General features: G+C 37.9%; 10 protein-coding genes. 6 read left to right on the top strand and 4 right to left on the bottom strand.

Annotated elements, in window-relative coordinates; translation table 11 throughout:
• Positions 1 to 25 precede the first annotated feature (25 nt).
• From B155_RS0102805 to B155_RS0102780, 6 genes are read left to right on the top strand one after another with little or no spacing between them, the layout of a single operon-like run.
• A complete protein-coding gene (locus tag B155_RS0102805; RefSeq protein WP_018126724.1) occupies positions 26 to 1609 on the top strand; it encodes an NFACT RNA binding domain-containing protein in 1584 nt (527 codons plus the stop codon).
• A complete protein-coding gene (locus B155_RS0102800) occupies positions 1602 to 2165 on the top strand; it encodes a shikimate kinase (protein ID WP_071594791.1) in 564 nt (187 codons plus the stop codon). The genes B155_RS0102805 and B155_RS0102800 overlap by 8 nt, the downstream gene beginning before the upstream one ends.
• Positions 2158 to 3249, top strand: coding sequence for a 3-dehydroquinate synthase (aroB, locus tag B155_RS0102795; RefSeq protein WP_018126722.1), 1092 nt, complete (start codon positions 2158 to 2160; stop codon positions 3247 to 3249). Before B155_RS0102800 ends, aroB begins: the two co-directional genes overlap by 8 nt.
• Entirely contained in the window at positions 3219 to 7931 is a 4713-nt protein-coding gene (locus tag B155_RS0102790; protein ID WP_018126721.1) for a translocation/assembly module TamB domain-containing protein, read from the top strand. The genes aroB and B155_RS0102790 overlap by 31 nt, the downstream gene beginning before the upstream one ends.
• Before the next feature lie 12 nt (positions 7932 to 7943).
• A complete protein-coding gene (gene rnr, locus B155_RS0102785) occupies positions 7944 to 10097 on the top strand; it encodes a ribonuclease R (protein ID WP_018126720.1) in 2154 nt (717 codons plus the stop codon).
• Positions 10098 to 10109: 12 nt separating this feature from the next.
• A complete protein-coding gene (locus B155_RS0102780; RefSeq protein ID WP_018126719.1) occupies positions 10110 to 13394 on the top strand; it encodes a peptidase MA family metallohydrolase in 3285 nt (1094 codons plus the stop codon).
• On the opposite strand, the gene B155_RS0102775 is transcribed toward B155_RS0102780, so the two are convergent.
• Genes B155_RS0102775 through B155_RS0102760 form a run of 4 tightly spaced genes read right to left on the bottom strand, consistent with a single transcriptional unit; the run spans position 13391 to position 17365 of the window.
• Complete coding sequence (locus tag B155_RS0102775; RefSeq protein ID WP_018126718.1) at positions 13391 to 14692, bottom strand: type IX secretion system plug protein; 1302 nt, start codon at positions 14690 to 14692, stop codon at positions 13391 to 13393. The two genes, B155_RS0102780 and B155_RS0102775, sit on opposite strands and share 4 nt — an antisense overlap.
• Positions 14685 to 15512 (bottom strand): diaminopimelate epimerase, encoded by an 828-nt coding sequence (dapF, locus tag B155_RS0102770; RefSeq protein WP_018126717.1) that lies wholly within the window; start codon positions 15510 to 15512, stop codon positions 14685 to 14687. The genes B155_RS0102775 and dapF overlap by 8 nt, the downstream gene beginning before the upstream one ends.
• Positions 15512 to 16696 carry a DNA polymerase III subunit gene (locus B155_RS0102765; protein WP_018126716.1) on the bottom strand — a complete coding sequence of 395 codons (1185 nt, stop codon included), beginning with the start codon at positions 16694 to 16696 and terminating at the stop codon, positions 15512 to 15514. Before B155_RS0102765 ends, dapF begins: the two co-directional genes overlap by 1 nt.
• On the bottom strand, positions 16697 to 17365 hold the full coding sequence (locus B155_RS0102760) for a heme exporter protein CcmB (protein ID WP_157464710.1): 669 nt from the start codon (positions 17363 to 17365) through the stop codon (positions 16697 to 16699).
• Positions 17366 to 17470 lie beyond the last annotated feature (105 nt).

Below are 17470 nucleotides of genomic sequence, written 5' to 3'. Positions count from 1 at the left end.
TCACAACAGTTTAATCTATATCCCATTGAATTATTACGAATTAAAATATTTAAAGGAGTTCATTAAATCCAATTTAACTGGGAAAAGACTTGTTCATGCAAATACTAGGTATAAGAATTTATTAGACTTATTCTTTGAAAATGATCATGAAGGGAAGAAGTTAGTGTTTAGTACAGCACCGGGTAATTTAGCGCTCTTTATAGATCGTTACGCGAATCCAAAGCGGTTAAATACCATTTCATTTTTTGAAGAAATTTATGGGGCTGTAGTTAGGGATATCTCTTTAGCTAACACGGATAGAATTTTAACTATTGAGTTTGAGGGTAGCGCAAAACTAGTTTTTAAGATTTTCAGTAATAATGCCAATGTATATTTGGTGAACGATCAAAAGCTGACAGATTCGTTTAAAGGAAATGACATTGATGAACTGGATGTGCCGGATAAGAAGTCTATTAATCTTTTTAAGAACATTCCTGAACAAGCCAATACTAAGCAAAAGATTACTTCACTTAATCCACTTATACCAAGGGCTCATTTAAACGAATTAATAGAGATCCATGATTTAGAAAGTAAATCAGATCAAGAACTAGTAGAAGTAATTAAAAACTTATCCCATAGTATCGATGAGAATCCAGTTTTTCGAAAAGTGAAGGGAGGCTCAACAACCTTGTTATCTGAGGATTGGTTATCCCTACCAACTGAGCGCACATTCGAGTCGATAAATGATTTAATAGCTTATCGGTATAAAAATTACTCTCACGATCAACGGCTGAAGCAACAGAAAGGCGAGTTATCTAAGCAACTTAAGCGTCAATCTAAAAGGTTAAAGTCTGGATTGAATAATTTAGATAAAGCAGATAAAGGCCTAGAGCGAGCAGATGAGTACGAAAAATATGGACATCTTTTGATGGCCAATGGTCATGTAAAGCCACAGGAAGAAAATAAGATCGAGGTACAAGATCTCTATAATGAGGGCGAGAAGGTTAGTATTCCGTTAGATGAGAAATTGAGTGTAATCCAAAATGCAGAGAAATATTATTCTAAAGCTAAAAACTCGCTTCAGTCCTATGAGGATGCTTTAAATCGTATCCCAATTCTTCAAGGAAAAAAAGAGTTAGTAGATACCTTGCTAAACGAACTACAAGAGATAGACGGGTTGCGAGAACTAGATAAGTGGAAAAAGACTAAAGCTGAGGATTTAAAGGAATTAAACATTGGGAATCATTCCAGTGGGAACGAAGATCAACTTCCTTTTCATACACTTGAAGTTGAAGGTTATGCGGTGTGGATTGGTAAGAATGCAAAGAGCAATGATGTGCTCGTTCAAAAAAGTCATAAAGAAGATATTTGGTTGCATGCTCGAGGAGTATCAGGTTCTCATGCTCTTATTAGAATGAATAATAACCAAGGTATGCCTCCAAAAGATGTACTTCTAAAGGTAGCTTCTTATGCCGCATTCAATTCCAAAGCTAAAGGAGCTGAGGTTGTACCTGTGATCATCACAAAAAAGAAGTATGTTCGAAAGCCTAAAGGTGCCCCAGCTGGTGCGGTACTTGTTGATAAAGAACAGGTTGAATTCGTAACTCCTGAAAAACCAAAAAATGAATGAACATAGATTGAAGAAGTTTGACGGTAATTTTTTTCTCTGCGGTTTTATGGGGGCTGGGAAAAGTACACTTGGAAGGGCGTTAGCACAGCGCTTAGGCGAACCATTTTTGGATCTAGATAAATACATAGAAGCCAAAGAGTATCTTACAATACCCCAAATATTTAACACCAAAGGGGAAGAGTATTTCCGAGAAGTAGAGCAAAAATGTGCTATGGAAGTGGCTAAAAGCTTCAAAGGAGTTGTTGCTTTGGGAGGCGGAACCTTGCAATCTCAGTTTATTATAGACCATCTAAAACTCCATGGATTACTCATCTATTTAGAACTTCCTTTAGAGGATATCTTAGATCGAATTAGTAAGAATAAAAATCGACCAATTTTGCTAAATGAAGCAGGAGAATTAAAGTCGAAGGAAATACTTAAAAATGAACTAAATACCTTATATTTGAGTCGTTTAGATAGCTACAACCAAGCTCAAATAAAGCTCAAGGTGAATGGCTATGATAGAACAGAAAGTTTAGCTGAAGCCCTGATTGAAAAAATTAAACAACATGTGTAATCAAATAACTCTGAATATTAATCATTCAGAGCAATATTCTATTCATACAGGATATGATCTTCGAGCCGAACTATTTGATTATTTAGGGGCGCAATTCACTACTCGAAAATCCATTTTAATTGTAGATGAAAACGTTAATAAGCTGCACGCTAATTACTTTGTAGACGCAGTAAACAAGCATTTTGATCAGGTTATCACATATGTAGTTCCTGAAGGGGAACATAGTAAGAGCTTAGAGCATTTTGAAAAAATACTCGACTTGGTTCTGGAATCTGGAGTTGATCGTAAAACCCCTGTATTAGCGGTAGGTGGTGGTGTTGTGGGAGATTTGGCGGGCTTTGTTGCCGCTTCTTGTTTGCGTGGACTTCCCCTCATTCATATACCAACTACCTTATTGGCTATGGTTGATAGCTCAATAGGAGGTAAAACTGGAATTAATCATACCGTGGGTAAAAACCTCATTGGTGCTTTCTATCAGCCTAAAGCTGTATTTGCTGATTTAAAATTTCTAGAAACCCTATCAGAGCAGCAATGGATTATTGGCTTAAGTGAAGTGATTAAGTATGCAATGATAAGGGATGCATCCTTGTTTGATTTACTCGATGAGACATCATTTAAGGTTTCAGCAACGGATTATAAAGGCTGGGAACAAATCATTCATAGAAGTGCTCATATAAAAGTTGATGTTGTAGCAGAAGATGTAAAGGAAGCCGGTATTCGAGAGTTTTTAAATTTTGGGCACACATTTGCTCATGTTATAGAGCGGGTAGGTAACTACAAACAGTATTCGCATGGTGAAGCTGTGTTTATGGGAATGTGGGCTGCGGTTTATGTTTCACAAAAATTAGGCCACCCCATCAATCACTCAAATTTATCTACTTTCCGACCGTTGTATACATCAAAGTTACAGGTATCAAATACACCAAGTGAGCTTACGGCTTTAATGCTGCATGATAAAAAAGTAAGTGATGGGGTAGTAAAACTTGTATTGGTGAGTGAGCTTGAAAAGCCTTTTACAAAATTATTTAAGGACACTAAGCTTATTGATGAAGCTTGGGCATACACTTTAGAGGAATTCAATTAGTGCCAGTTATTCGTTGGTTACATAAAACTTGGAATGTATTTTGGGCCACTATAATGGGGGTAGCCCTTTCTATACTCATTTTTAGTGGAATAATTTTAGGTTTAGTTCAACTCGACAGTGTTAAAACGTATATAGCCTCTAGAATTGAAACCAATTTTAGTGAACGTTATAACGGGGTGTTTACTATTGGTGCCTTAGACGGAACCATTCCATTTACATTTCAGCTACGTGATGTAAACCTTTATGCAGATTCATCCAGTGTAGTTTCCGTTTTCCACAGCGATAGCCTTTCGGCTAATTTAGATATCCTAGCATTACTGCAACAACGCTTTGTTGTTACTGGTTTAAATATTAATGCCCCTTCCATTATTATCGATAATCAATCTAATAATTCCCTTTTATACGCTATAAAAAAGAAGGACCATTTACCTGTTGATATAGATTCTACTGAAATAAGTAATCCATTCTTCGAAATTTTAGCACCTCGAGCAACGATTACTAATGGGAGTATATTAATTAGAAATGCATTTCAGGATAGTGTTGCATTTACAAATTCAGATAGCCTTCATTTTCGAGATCTTGATTTGGCTATGTTTTTTGAATACCGCAAAGATCAACGTTTTTTAGATATTGAAAACCTTTCTTTTATCGCGGATGAGTTAGCAATTGAACGCGCTCGGATTGTTGGACAAGTGTATAGCGATGATGAGTTCCTAGAATTCAATTCATTCAACATAAATACCAGTGATTCTTATCTAAAGTTTAGTGGTCGAATCCAAGGCATCGATATTTATCAACCTAACTTGATAGATCAATTTAAAGATGCTAACTACGAAATTGATATGGATGAGTTCATCTTAGCTGAAGATCGAATTCGTCAATTCCAACCTAATATTACCACGCTTGATGAACCTCTCCTCATGGCTTTAGATGTTGAAGGAACGCTAAAGAAGCTTGATGTGAATAATGCTACGGTTCAGTATGGAAATTCTGGATTTAACATGGAAGGGGAACTAGCAAGCCTTCTCAATAAAGAGACATTTAATTACTCGGTAGTATTAACGGAAGCCGTTTTAAATCAAAATGACTTTCAAACATTGTTGCCCAATGCATCTGAAGTTCAACTTCGAACAATCTCGAATTTAACACTTGATGCTCGTGTAACTGGGGATCTCAACAAACTGGATGGTGAGGTATCGGCTAAAAGTGATAGGGGACAATTTTCGGCTCTAGGTTCACTGGGATTGAAAAATAGTAAGGACCTCAATATTTCATTTTCTGTAGATTCCTTAGATCTGGGCGGATTATTTGTTGATGAGATTTATAAAACTAGTATTACAGCTTCAGGTGATTTAGCTACTTCCAATTACCAAGCTCTAGAGTCGTATGAAAAATTTCAATTCAAGGCTGTAAATAGCACGATCAATTCATTTAGAGTGGATAGTTTACTGATTGAAACTGAATTCGAAGATCGTGTAATAACCCCAAATTTTACTCTATTTGCACAACGGGGCAATTTGGATGGTACGGGTGTTATTGATTTTACGAATGAAGAACGTGAGTTAAAATTAGTGGGGGCTGGCTCTGATTTAGATTTTAAGTATCTCACGCAATCAGAACTAATGGCGAATACGGTTGCGGATGTAGAATATGATATTGACTTAAGAGGACGCTCAATCGACGATGTGACTGGTAGACTGAGTGTAAACATTCCATTTGCAATAGCTGGTGAAGATACCCTTGAGCCTCACTTGATTTACGCTGATGTGGCAAATTTAGGACCTGATAATCGATCATTGAGAATCACAACTACGGCCTTAGATTTTAGTGTTGAAGGCGACTACCGCCTCTCAGAGATGATCCCATTAGCCAAACACTGGGGTGGATACTTTGCGGAACGTATAGAGGAAGAACTATTTGCCGATGAAATTGATGCTTCTTCATTAAATCCACAGGAATTTGGGAATCATAACTTCAATATGACCGCTTCATTGAAGGATTTAGATTTATTGAAATCCTACTATCCTGATTTCCCTGAATTGATTTCTTCACTGAGAATTAACTCGAATATCACGGTGGATCCGAATCGCCTTCTATTCAATGCAGATTTGATTGATCCAGCTTTTAGGATGCAAGATTACAAAGCGGATAGTATTCGAACACAAGTTACAGGTACATTCAGGTATAACGAGTCGTTAAAAGACTTTTCAAACGTGCTGCTTCAGTCTGAAATCGCATTATTCGAAACTCCATACTTCATCAATAAAGGGTTTCAGTTGAATGCTACGCTAAATAGAGATTCGCTTCATTTTTCTAATTCCATTCAAACAATAGGTGAAGATGCTCGCTTGAGTTTAGAAGCCGTTGGTTCATTAAATGATTCCACCATTTCGGTACAGATCCCACAGTTTGATCTCGGAACAAGTACATATGCATGGAGGAATGAAGGGATACCATCTCTTGAATTTACGCGCGATCAAAAGCTGATTTTCAAAGATTTTACTTTCGAAAACCAAGAAGAGCTATTCAGTATAGATGGCGCTTTTAGTAATACAATTGAAGATTCGGTTAACTATTACTTTCAAGGTATCAAGCTCAATCGTATCTCTGATATTGTAAATGGCAGAATTGATTTTGGCGGAAATCTGGATGGCATTTTTACCACTCGAACACTTACTAGAATACCTACTATTGAGGGTAATATTGATCTTCAGGCATTCGAAATTGATGGTAATATTGTAGGTGACCTAGAGATTAGCAGTCGGTTTAACCAAGAATTAAATCGATTTGATACGGAGTTTCAGGTACTTACAGATTCAACCATATACCCCAGTTATTTCGAGCGGAATGATAGACAAGGACAGAACCTCAAATTTGATGGCTATGTACTTGCGCCCGTTCAAGGACAATTCCCGGAAGCTGATTCACTCTTTTATTTCGACCTAGATTTCAATACGGTTGATCTCTGGGTAATCCCGTTTTTAGCGCCTAAAGTGTTTACAGAGATGGCTGGTGTTGCCTCAGGAAATGGAGCCATTTGGGGGAACCTCGATACATATGACTTTAAGGTGGATTACGAAATTGGTCAAAATGACGCCGTTTATATTAAACCACGCTTCCTAGATACTTATTATTATGCACAAGGTCCCGTGACCTTTTCTAAGACCGATGGGCTAACATTTAAAGATATCTATCTCATAGACCCATCGGGTGGTACAGCAACCCTAGAAGGCTATTATAATTTTAACGGCTTTCAACCCATCCATAATATGGATATCTCCATTCGTACGGATGAATTCCAGTTCTTGAATAACGACTTTGATCCAACGGCTCCTTTCTTTGGAACGGCTTATGGAACGGGAGTTGTAAGGATATCTGGAACCAATGCGAATCCTGTACTTACAACACCGGAACCGATGAGAATATCAGATTTCTCTCAAGTTGAGTTACCGCTATTAGAAGAAACTGAGTTCAACGAAGACAATAAGTTCATTCGCTTTGTAAACTCCTTCGAGAATATTGGCAGAGAGTTAGAAGAAGGTGAGGGCACGAATACTGATTTAGATAGAGATTTAGGTGATTTAACCTTTGCAGAACGATTTACATTAGACCTTCAGTTTGTGGCAAATAACCCAATGAAGGTGCGACTCATATTTGATGAAGTAACCGGAGATATTATTACCGCTGATGGAACAGGGAGAATTAGAATCCGACTGGAAGATCAAGACCTTAGTATTTTTGGTAGGTTTGATATAAGTGGAGGTAACTATCAATTTGTGAGTGGAGATATCTTTACTCGTCGGTTTGTACTTGAACCAGGCGGAAGTATTGTGTGGGAGGGGGAACCCAATGAAGCTCGTATTAATATAAATGCGGTGTACTCGGCTCGACCAAATATTCGAACACTGACTACAGCACGTGCCGATTTAGACTTGAATGATCCGAAAAGTATTCAAAGAACCCCTGTAGACTTAGTACTTTCCATTAGTGGATCGCTTTCAAGCATTGAGAATAATTTCTATTTCCGCCTACCTAACAACTTTGAATCAAGGCAAAACAGCACGCTTGCAACTCAAATTGCAGCTTTAAATAGAAATGAAGATGAGAAACTGCTTCAAGCAACAAGTTTCCTATTAATGGGTGATTTTATCCCAGCCACCTCTGTAAACGGAGCATCTTCATTAACCGAAAATTTTTCAAGTAGTGGAGCAGTATTAAATCCGCTACTTTCAAACCAAGTAATAAGTCCACTTTTATCAAATCAAATTAACTCACTTTTAAGAAGTGATATTAGTAGTTTCGATATCGACTTCAACCTTAATACATATAACCAAGTTGATCTTGGCTTAGCATTAAGGTTATATAACGACCGTATTATATTACGACGAGACGGTCAAATCACAGGTGCACAATCAACCATTGGTGATATTGGTGCTACCTATCAAATCAATCGAACATTTTCTGTAACGGCATTTCACAGGCAAGATCCTACCTTTAGTAATATTTCTAATGGTCAGGATTCTCAACAAGCTCAAGACATTAATGGAGTTGGAGTTGAGGCAGAGTTTAGTTTTAATACATGGGAAAGTTTTTTTAATAGACTAGCTAGCCCATTCAGAAAACTGTTCGGGAGAAAAGAGAGCAAAGAAGAACAAAACAATCAGGATGATAATCCTACCTAAAAAAAGGAATGAATGAGTAGAAACTCGAGATTAAGCAGTTTAGAAGAAATTGTATTAGACCTAGTAAAGAATAGCCCCGAGAAAAAGTTATCTAGAGATGTTATAGCGCATGCTTTAGCTATAACCAGTAAAAAAGAGCATAAGCGGTTAGATAAAACCATAAATGTGCTCATCAGTAAACAACTGATTTTAAGAAATGGAGATTCTGTTAAACTAAGAACAGGCAAGAAATCTAAAGCGAAAGATTTAGATCTAATTGAAGGACGGATTGAAATTACTCAGCGTGGCACGGGCTATGTAATTGTAGATGGGATGGATGAAGATATCATGATTCCATCAAACGACACCGATTTAGCACTCCCTGGTGATATAGTTAAAGTAAAGGTAAAAGGGAACCGTAGAAGTGGCCAGCCTAAAGGTAAAGTCATGGAGATTAAATCTCGTGGCAAAGAATTCTATGTTGGAACGTTTAAGAAAACCGGCCAAAAAACCTTTTTAATTGAACCGGATCAGAAGTCGGCACATATCGATTTTTATGTGCTAGAAGACAGCATTAACGGCGCTAAAACGGATGATAAAGTGCTGTTTAAGTTGAAGAAGTGGGTGCATCAACGAGCGTTACCAGAAGCGGAAATTGTTTCCATTTTAGGTAAATCAGGCACAAACGATGCGAACATCCTTTCTATTCTTGCCGAGAATGATTTAAGATCAGATTTCGACCCTTCAGTGGAGAAATTTGCAGATCAAATACCGGTAGATATCCCTGAAGAGGAATTCAAGCGAAGAAGGGACCTTCGAAATGAGAATGTATTTACTATCGACCCTGCCGATGCTAAAGATTTTGATGATGCACTCAGTATAGAAATACTCGACAATGGCAATTACTACTTAGGGGTGCATATTGCCGATGTAAGCCATTACGTTCGTCCTGATACCATATTGGATAAAGAGGCGTACTCTCGCGGTACAAGCGTGTATTTAGTAGATCGAGTGATTCCAATGTTACCTGAAATACTCAGTAATGGAGTTTGTAGCCTGAGGCCAAACGAAGATAAGCTTACTTATAGCTGTTTCATGGAAATAGACAAAAATGGAAAGCTTGTAGATTATTCGGTAGAAGAAACAGCCATTCACTCTAAGCAACGATTTACATACGAGCAAGCTCAAGAAGTGATAGATGGGGCCAACCATCCTTTCAAAAAAGAGATTAAAATGGCCGAATCTCTTGCTCGCACTTTACTCAAAAAACGCTTTGAAGAAGGAGCTATTGATTTTGAGTCGCCGGAACCGAAATTCGTTTTGGATGAAAAAGGAAAGCCCATTGATGTAATCATCAAAAAGAGAATATTTGCTCATCGCCTAATTGAAGAGTGTATGTTAATGGCGAATAAAACAGTAGCTCTGCATGTAGAAAACTTGAGGAAAGAATCAGGTAAGCGTAAGTCGAAAGATCTGTTTCCTTTCTTTTATCGTATTCATGACAAACCAGATACGGAAAAATTAGCAGGCATTGCTGGACAAGTAGCGCCTCTTGGAATCAAATTTGAAGTGAGAGATAAAATAACTCCAAAGTACATTAATAATCTTCTGCAGAAAGTTAAAGAGACTCCTGTAGAGATGATTGTAAACGGACTGATGCTGCGTGCGATGGCCAAAGCAGAATATTCTCCAGCAAATATTGGTCACTTTGGTTTAGGATTTCCACATTACGCACACTTTACCAGCCCAATTCGCCGTTACCCTGATGTTATTGTGCATAGACTCTTAAAAGAGTACAACGCAGGTACAAAAGGATATAATTTCGATACCTTAATTAAGCATGGTGAACATTGTAGCGAACGCGAACGTGTAGCCGTTGATGCAGAAAGAGATTCTATAAAATTAAAACAAGTGGAATTTTTAAGCTCAAAAATTGGTCAAGTATTTGATGGGGTTATAAGTGGTGTTACCGAAAGGGGCATTTTCGTAAACCTTAAAGATGTGTACTGTGAAGGTATGCTTCGTGTGTCTGACCTGAAGGGCGATTATTATATATTTAATCCTCAGCTACATGCTTTAGTGGGTAAATCATCAGGTAAAGCATACAAGCTAGGTGATGATATAAAAGTGAGAGTGGATAGTACCAATCTCCAAAAAAGACAGATTGATTTTACTTTAGCTAAATAAACAGATGTTGTTATGAAAGTACGTTTCTTATTTACACTACTAGCTAGCTTTTTGATGCTGAGTTCGGCTTCAGCTCAGTATTTCCCGTTTGGTAAAAATAGAGTTCAATACGACGATTTCGAGTGGCGTTACATTCAATCGAAGCACTTTGATATCTACTACTATAACGAAAAGAACTACGAGCTAGCTGAATTCACTGCCTTAAGTGTTGAAAGTGCGTACAAACAAGTTCAGAAAGATTTTAATCATGAAATTTCAGATCGAATTTCAGTGATTATTTATGATTCTCATAACGACTTCTCGCAAACAAATGTAGTTAACCTTCCTAACAGTGCCGAGGGGATAGGTGGGGTAACGGATAAGTACAAAAACAGAATTACCCTGCCGTTTGACGGTGATTACAACGATTTCCGTAGAACGATTCACCACGAGCTTGTACATGCCATATTCAACGATATGTTTTATGGTGGCAGTGTTCAGTCCATCATACAAAATAACATCAATCTTGTATTTCCACTTTGGTTTGAAGAAGGATTAGCAGAGTACAGTGCATTAGGTTGGGATAGTAATACTGACATGTACATTCGTGACGCGGTAATTAATAATTATCTACCGCCAATTCAGTATCTAAGTGGATACTATTCTTATAGAGGTGGCCAATCGCTTTGGAATTACATTGCCGAAGAATATGGGCGTGAAAAAATCGCTGAAATTCTTCAACGTATTCGAAATAGTAGAAGTGTGGAGTACGGAATGACTGCTGCACTGGGGATGAATATCGAAGAACTTTCTGAAAAATGGACCGAAGCTTTAAAGAAACGGTATTATCCAGAAGTGGCAGAAAGAGAACGTTCTGAGTCTGTTGGTTCACTTTTAACAGAACGTGGAAAATTCGGTACCTACAATACTTCTCCAGCTATTTCACCACAAGGGGATAAAATTGCATTCATTACCAATAGCCGTGGATATTTTGATGTGGTAGTGATAAGCGCCATCAATGGTCAAAAGCTTAAAACGGTGATTCGAGGAGAGGATAACCCAAACTTTGAAGAGCTTAATATTCTAAACCCGAACCTAACTTGGTCGCCGGATGGAACTAAGTTAGCTATGTCTACAAAAACAAAAGGTAGAGATGACTTAGCGATTATTGACTATGCAACAAGTAAGGTGAGTAAACTTAAGTTTCCAAGCATTGATGCTATCGGCTCAGTTGCGTGGGCACCTGATAACTCAAAAATTGCTTTTGATGCGAACATAGGCCCATACCAAGATATTTTTATATACGACTTCAACGAGAAGAGCTTAACAAATGTAACTAAAGACTTTTTCTCAGATCGTGAGCCTGCATGGTCAGCCGATTCCAAATCTGTTTACTTTATATCTGATAGAGGAGATAAAACTGAGTTATCAACTTATGCGCTTCAGCACAACTTATTCTCGGGAGATGGCTTCTATCAAACCGATATCTATATGGTAGATTTGGGAGCAACCGTTGCCGAACGAATTACGGAAACTCCTATATGGAGTGAAATGCAGCCCGTTACATCCTATAGAGGAGATTTATATTACATCTCTGATGAAAATGGAATTCAGAATGTGTATAAGATGGATTTAGCAAGTCGTACATCATCGCCTATCACGGATTTACAATCAGGTATCTCTCAAATATCAGTTAGTGCTGATGGAAGCCGAATTGCGTTTAATGCCATTAATGAAGGGTATCTAGATATTTTCTTATTGAAATCGCCGGAGGCTAAGATTAAATCTGAACCTCTAACAAAGAACTACTGGGCACAGCGTAGAGCTACGGAGTCGAAAGAGGAGCGAGTACCTGCCATTGCCTATGCACGTGAGATGTTTGATACTGGTGTTATGGCCGTGGATAAAGCGGAAGAAAAGGTAACCATTGAAGAACCTGAAGTAGAGCAAACCAACGATAATATCGACTTTAGAAATTACGTGTTCGCAGATGATGTGGTTCAAGACACAACCCTTTACCTCAAAGATGTAGAAAGCTTTAGCGTTGAAGATAATATCACAGATGATGGTAGATACATACCTCAAGAGTACAGACTCAAATTTGGAGTTGATATAGCCTATAGCCCAACTTTTGTGGCATCAACTTATGGATCTTTTGCACTTACTCAATTTATAATCAGTGATCTTTTAGGAGATCATCAGATATCGATTGGTACCAACTTTGTATTCGATTTAAAGGATAGTGATTACAGTTTCCAATACGGTAACTTTAAAAATAGAACCAATTACTTCTTTAGTTACTTCCATACTTCAAGAAAGTACCAAAGTTATTTCGGAGAGCTTATCAGATATAGAACATATGGAGTAAGTTCATCTATTCAATATCCATTTGATAAATTCCGCAGACTCGATTTCAATTTATCATTTTTGAATATCGACTTAAACTACAATAGTGTATTCAATGTTATTGATGATACTGGGAATTCATTTCAAACATCTGACCCAAGTGAAACGAGTAGGTTCTTATATCCTGAAGTGGTGTTCACTTCTGATAAAACATTACCAGGTTTCTTAACTTCACGAGCTGGTTCTAGATTCTCTGTTGGCTTAAGTGGTAGTCCATCATTTTATAGCGGTGCACCAGAGTTTGTTTCCGTTTTAGGCGACTTCCGTAAGTACTTTGACCTTGGACTAAACACAAGTATTGCGTTAAGATTTTCAGGGGGTGCTTCAATAGGAAAAGATGCACAGAATTACTTCTTAGGAGGTAAACTAGGGTGGATCAATCAAAAGTGGAGCGATACCGGATTACCTGTTGATAGAATCACAGATAACTTTTTCTCAGTGCCTGCATTACCACTTCGTGGATACGAGTACAATGCCATTAATGGGGAAAACTTTTCTTTAATCAATGCTGAATTTAGATTCCCATTATTTGCTGCAATTATACCAGGAGCGATTCCAATTTTACCGCTCTATAATATTACTGGCGTTGCCTTCTTGGATGTTGGAACGGCTTGGGGTTCTACCAATAACCTTGGGATTTATGTGAACCCAAGTACTAATTCTGAATTCGTAATCAATTCAAAATCTTTAGACTTTAAACCAGCAACTCAAGAAGTAGGATATATACCCATAGGGAATAATACCTTCCAAGAAGTGAATTATTTAGATGGTGATTTATTAATTGGCGCTGGATTTGGTTTCAGAAGTATCGTATTTGGATTGCCATTTGGCTACGATGTAGGTTGGGCTCATGATGGCAGTAGCTTTTACAGCGACCCCGTACATTACTTCTCGATTGGCATCGATTTCTAACGATTGGCTTCTACAGAACCAATCATAAGAATGCGATCGAAGTTCTTAACAGGATCTCGATAGTAAACTACTGTATGATAAATTTGAGGTCGAGCACTTAATCGATCATTTATAGGGAGTAAATAAGAATTTGTTCCCTTTTTTATTACACGAAAGTACTTGTAGCGATACGTACCTTGCTTTATCAAAGCAGAACCCTCCAAATATCTAGAGGATTGATTATAGCTTAATTTTAAGCGTTCGTCATAGGTCCAATTATTAAAGTCACCTAGCACAACGATCTCATCGGTAGAATTGAGTGCATCTGCTTCGAGCCTAAAAATGACTTCAGCATATCTAGCGTTACGAGCGTTAAGTGGGCCGATTGTTCTTGAGTGCATTTCAGAATTAACTCCACTAATGAAGTTTAGCTGATCGGGTTTTAAAATTACTCTAGCTGGATTAGCTTCGGGTATCCATTCATCAATCTGCGTTGCATTTATTGCGAAATTGCTCAAGTCTAATAACGCGAAATCATAGGATGCATCGAAGACCTTCTGCCGTGATAAATGAAAATTAATCTCACGATTATTGCCGATGTTTTTTATATCAGTTGAAGTGGCCAACCCAAGAAACCGACGTGGGATATAGGTAAAGGAGAGTTCGAACTGAGGAAATTCAATTTCTGATGGGTAGGTATAGCTATTAAAGATTTGATGCCCATGAGCTCCACCTTCAACACCATTGTAAACGGTTTCAATGTTAGATTGTAATTTCCCTTCTTGTTCGGTCACTAAAAAAGGAAGTGAAAACAGTAGTGTATTTGTGCTAAAATCGTACACTTCCAACATATAGTTTCCACTTACTAACAAGTCTAGTTCTTTAGCATTGAAGCTTTCTTTGTAGTGATAATACTTAGGATCGCTTAACGAATTAGAGGTTCCACCATTTATAATAAATTCGTTAAAACCATCCATTATCCACGCATCAGGTAGGTTGCTTGGAGTCCAATCTTTGTTGTAGTGTTTAAATTGAACTCTAAACTGTCCAGATACATCCGTCAATTCATCAAATTCTAAATGTAGTTGATCTGACGAACCCAAGTGTAGAATAGGCGGCGCGTCCGATTTATATGATGAACTAAAAGTAATACTCTGAATAGAAGAAGGTGGTAGTACTTGGGATTTTACACTCGCTAAGCGATTTGAAGCTTGTGGTACTACTTCGATGGTAGATAATTCAGCTGAACTCGAACACTGTATAAGAGTGAAACTCAGGCATAAAAGTAAGACCCATAAGTAAGAATGTCGGTTAGACATTTACTTCGCCTTGAAATACGAAATTCGCAGGTCCAATCAGCTTAACATCTTTATAGTTATTCTGTTCACCAACAAAATCGAAACAGATGTTTAACCTACCACCTTTAACTTTTACTTCGTAGTTAAATGAACCCGTTTTGTTACCATTTTTATAATGCGTTGCTACGGCCGAGGCGACAGCACCGGTGCCACAAGCTAGCGTTAAATTTTCAACGCCGCGTTCATATGTTTGAAGAGAAAGGCTTTGCGAAGAAGTAGGGCATATAAAATTAACATTAGTGCCTGGAGGGTTTAGGGCTTCAGCATGTCTAATATCAGACCCAACCTGAATTAGTTCTTGTTCTTCCTCTAAACGTTCTAAGGCTACAAAAGAAACCACATGTTCGGTGCCTGTATATACTTTTGTGAGAGGGAGCCCAAGTACGGTAATGTCTTCGGGGCTATTCACATCTGGAAAACTGAGGGATACCTGGTTTTTAGTTAGGTCTACAGAGGCTTTATATAGTCCATCATGTACATTAAAAGTATGATCGTTTTCAAAGCCATGAGTAGCGGCGTACAGGGCAATACATCGGCCACCATTGCCACACATGCCGGCATCGCTTCCATCAGCATTGCGATAGATCATGGTATAGTCAACATGTTCATTCTCTGCTTCTTCTAATACCAGCAGACCGTCTGCACCAACACCATATTTTCTATCACATATCTTTGGTGTGAATTCAATGATTTCTTTTAGCGTGAAGCCATAGGTACGATTGTCGATTATGACAAAATCGTTACCTGCTCCTTCCATTTTAAAAAATTTAATTCGTGACATTATTCAACAAATGCAGGTAAATGTTTCCATGATTCTTCGTCTGAAATAACAGGATCTTCTCCTCTCATTAAGGCCGAAAAGCGTAGTGCTAGAACAATGAATAAAAGCTTTGGTGATACATTCTGATAGATTTGAGGTCTACATTTATCAACTTCTTTAATCATCTCATCAAGTCTAGCATTTTCCAAAGTGTCTACAAATTTTACCACCGACTCTAATTGATCGATATTGGTAATCAATGTCTTATTCTTGGTTTCTTTGTAGATCATTAAGTCTCTGATATACATTTCCAACAAATTGGTGATAGCAATCAATCCTTCAATATTATTGGAGCTTTGCCAGTCTTGAGCTAGTTTCGTTAAAGCAATCGCATCGTGGCTAAATGCCCACCTTAGATATTGAACTACTTCAGCACGATTTTGTTTTAGGCGTTCTATGTCAAAAAACCTTGTTGCAGCATAATTACCATTGGCTACACGGGCTAAATACTTGGCATCATCTTCAGGAATGCCATCTACGTGAATAAGTCCTTGTTCTACCTCACTAGGCGTTAAAGTGCCAAGTGCAATATGCTGACATCTAGATGTTATAGTAGGAAGAAGGCTTTCGTAACTCTCTGTGGTAAGGATAAACATCAGGCGATCGCTTGGTTCCTCAAGAATTTTCAGAAATGCATTTGCCGTTTCCTTACGCATGGTTTCCACTTGCGTCATTATAATGACAATACGATTGCCTTCATTAGGTCTAAGCTTGGTAACAGGTCTAATTTCATCTCTAAAATAATCGATTGGGTAAAACGATTGTAGATTCTTAGAATTAGATGCATCGTTTAATGAAGGGCGTTGTGAGAAATTAATTATCTCATAAGGGTCGTTAGACAATAACTCTAGACGTTCACGCAATTCCTCAACCTTTGCAGAAGTAGGCTTAGGTATAAACACATGGATGTCGGGGTGGGTGAACCATGATGATTTCTTTGAAGTGGTATTAGGTCCCAAATCAGAAAGATTCGAAATACCGTTTATTACTTCAGCGAAAGCCAATGCAAAGGCTGTTTTCCCCACACCTGATGCTCCCGAAATTAAATATGCGTGGCTGATGCGATTCGATTCAAGCATTTTCTCAATTTGAGATTTTGCTCGCTGTTGTCCTATTAAGCGTTGATTACCAAATGAAACCTTCAATTATTCCTCCCAGATATATTCAAATAGTACAATTCCTGCGGATATGGTAACTCCAATAAACCCGATGAGTGCTGAAAAATCGTTGGTGAATCCATCTTCTAATCCATTTACAAAAGCAGATTTAGTGATACTAGTTAACAATAATATAAATGGAATAAACAGCGGGATGGTTAATACCGAAAATATAGCCCCTTTGCGATCGGCCTGAGATACAATAGCTGCAATGAGTGTTGACACCCCCGATAACCCAAGTGTTCCAAAAATAAGGATAACCCCAAATGCAGCCCACGAAACGATGGTGAGGTCTGCTAAGAAAATATAAATTAAAAAAGTGAGCAGATTTACAACCAAGCTAAATAGGATGTTGAAGAATAACTTACCGGCAAAAACACTCGATCCCTTTGCGTGAATTCGGAGCACATCATAGGTGTTTTTCTCGGTCTCAGAGATAAAGCTTCTACCTAGGGAGGACAATGCAGCAAACAAGACGATAATCCATACTAGTCCACTCTTGGGTGTAGGATTGAGTTCTTGAGCTTTCAAGGTAAACATCACCAATAAAAGAGCAGATACTACAAAAGCTAAAACCATATTAAACCCAAATCGGGTACGGAATTCTGTCTGTAGATCTTTTTTAAAAATTGTGATAGTGGTTTGGAGCCATTGCATGCTCAAGTTTAAGCAATTTGAAATGGTTTTGCTGTACTGCATTTAGGAAAGTGCCAATATTTTTAAACAGCAAGAATCCGTAAATAGCTCAAAATTGCTTTTGAT

It is taken from the genome of Balneola vulgaris DSM 17893, from assembly GCF_000375465.1.
GTDB lineage: Bacteria > Bacteroidota > Rhodothermia > Balneolales > Balneolaceae > Balneola > Balneola vulgaris.
Note: the sequence above shows the minus strand (reverse complement) of the source record. Positions and strands in the feature narration are given on the sequence as shown.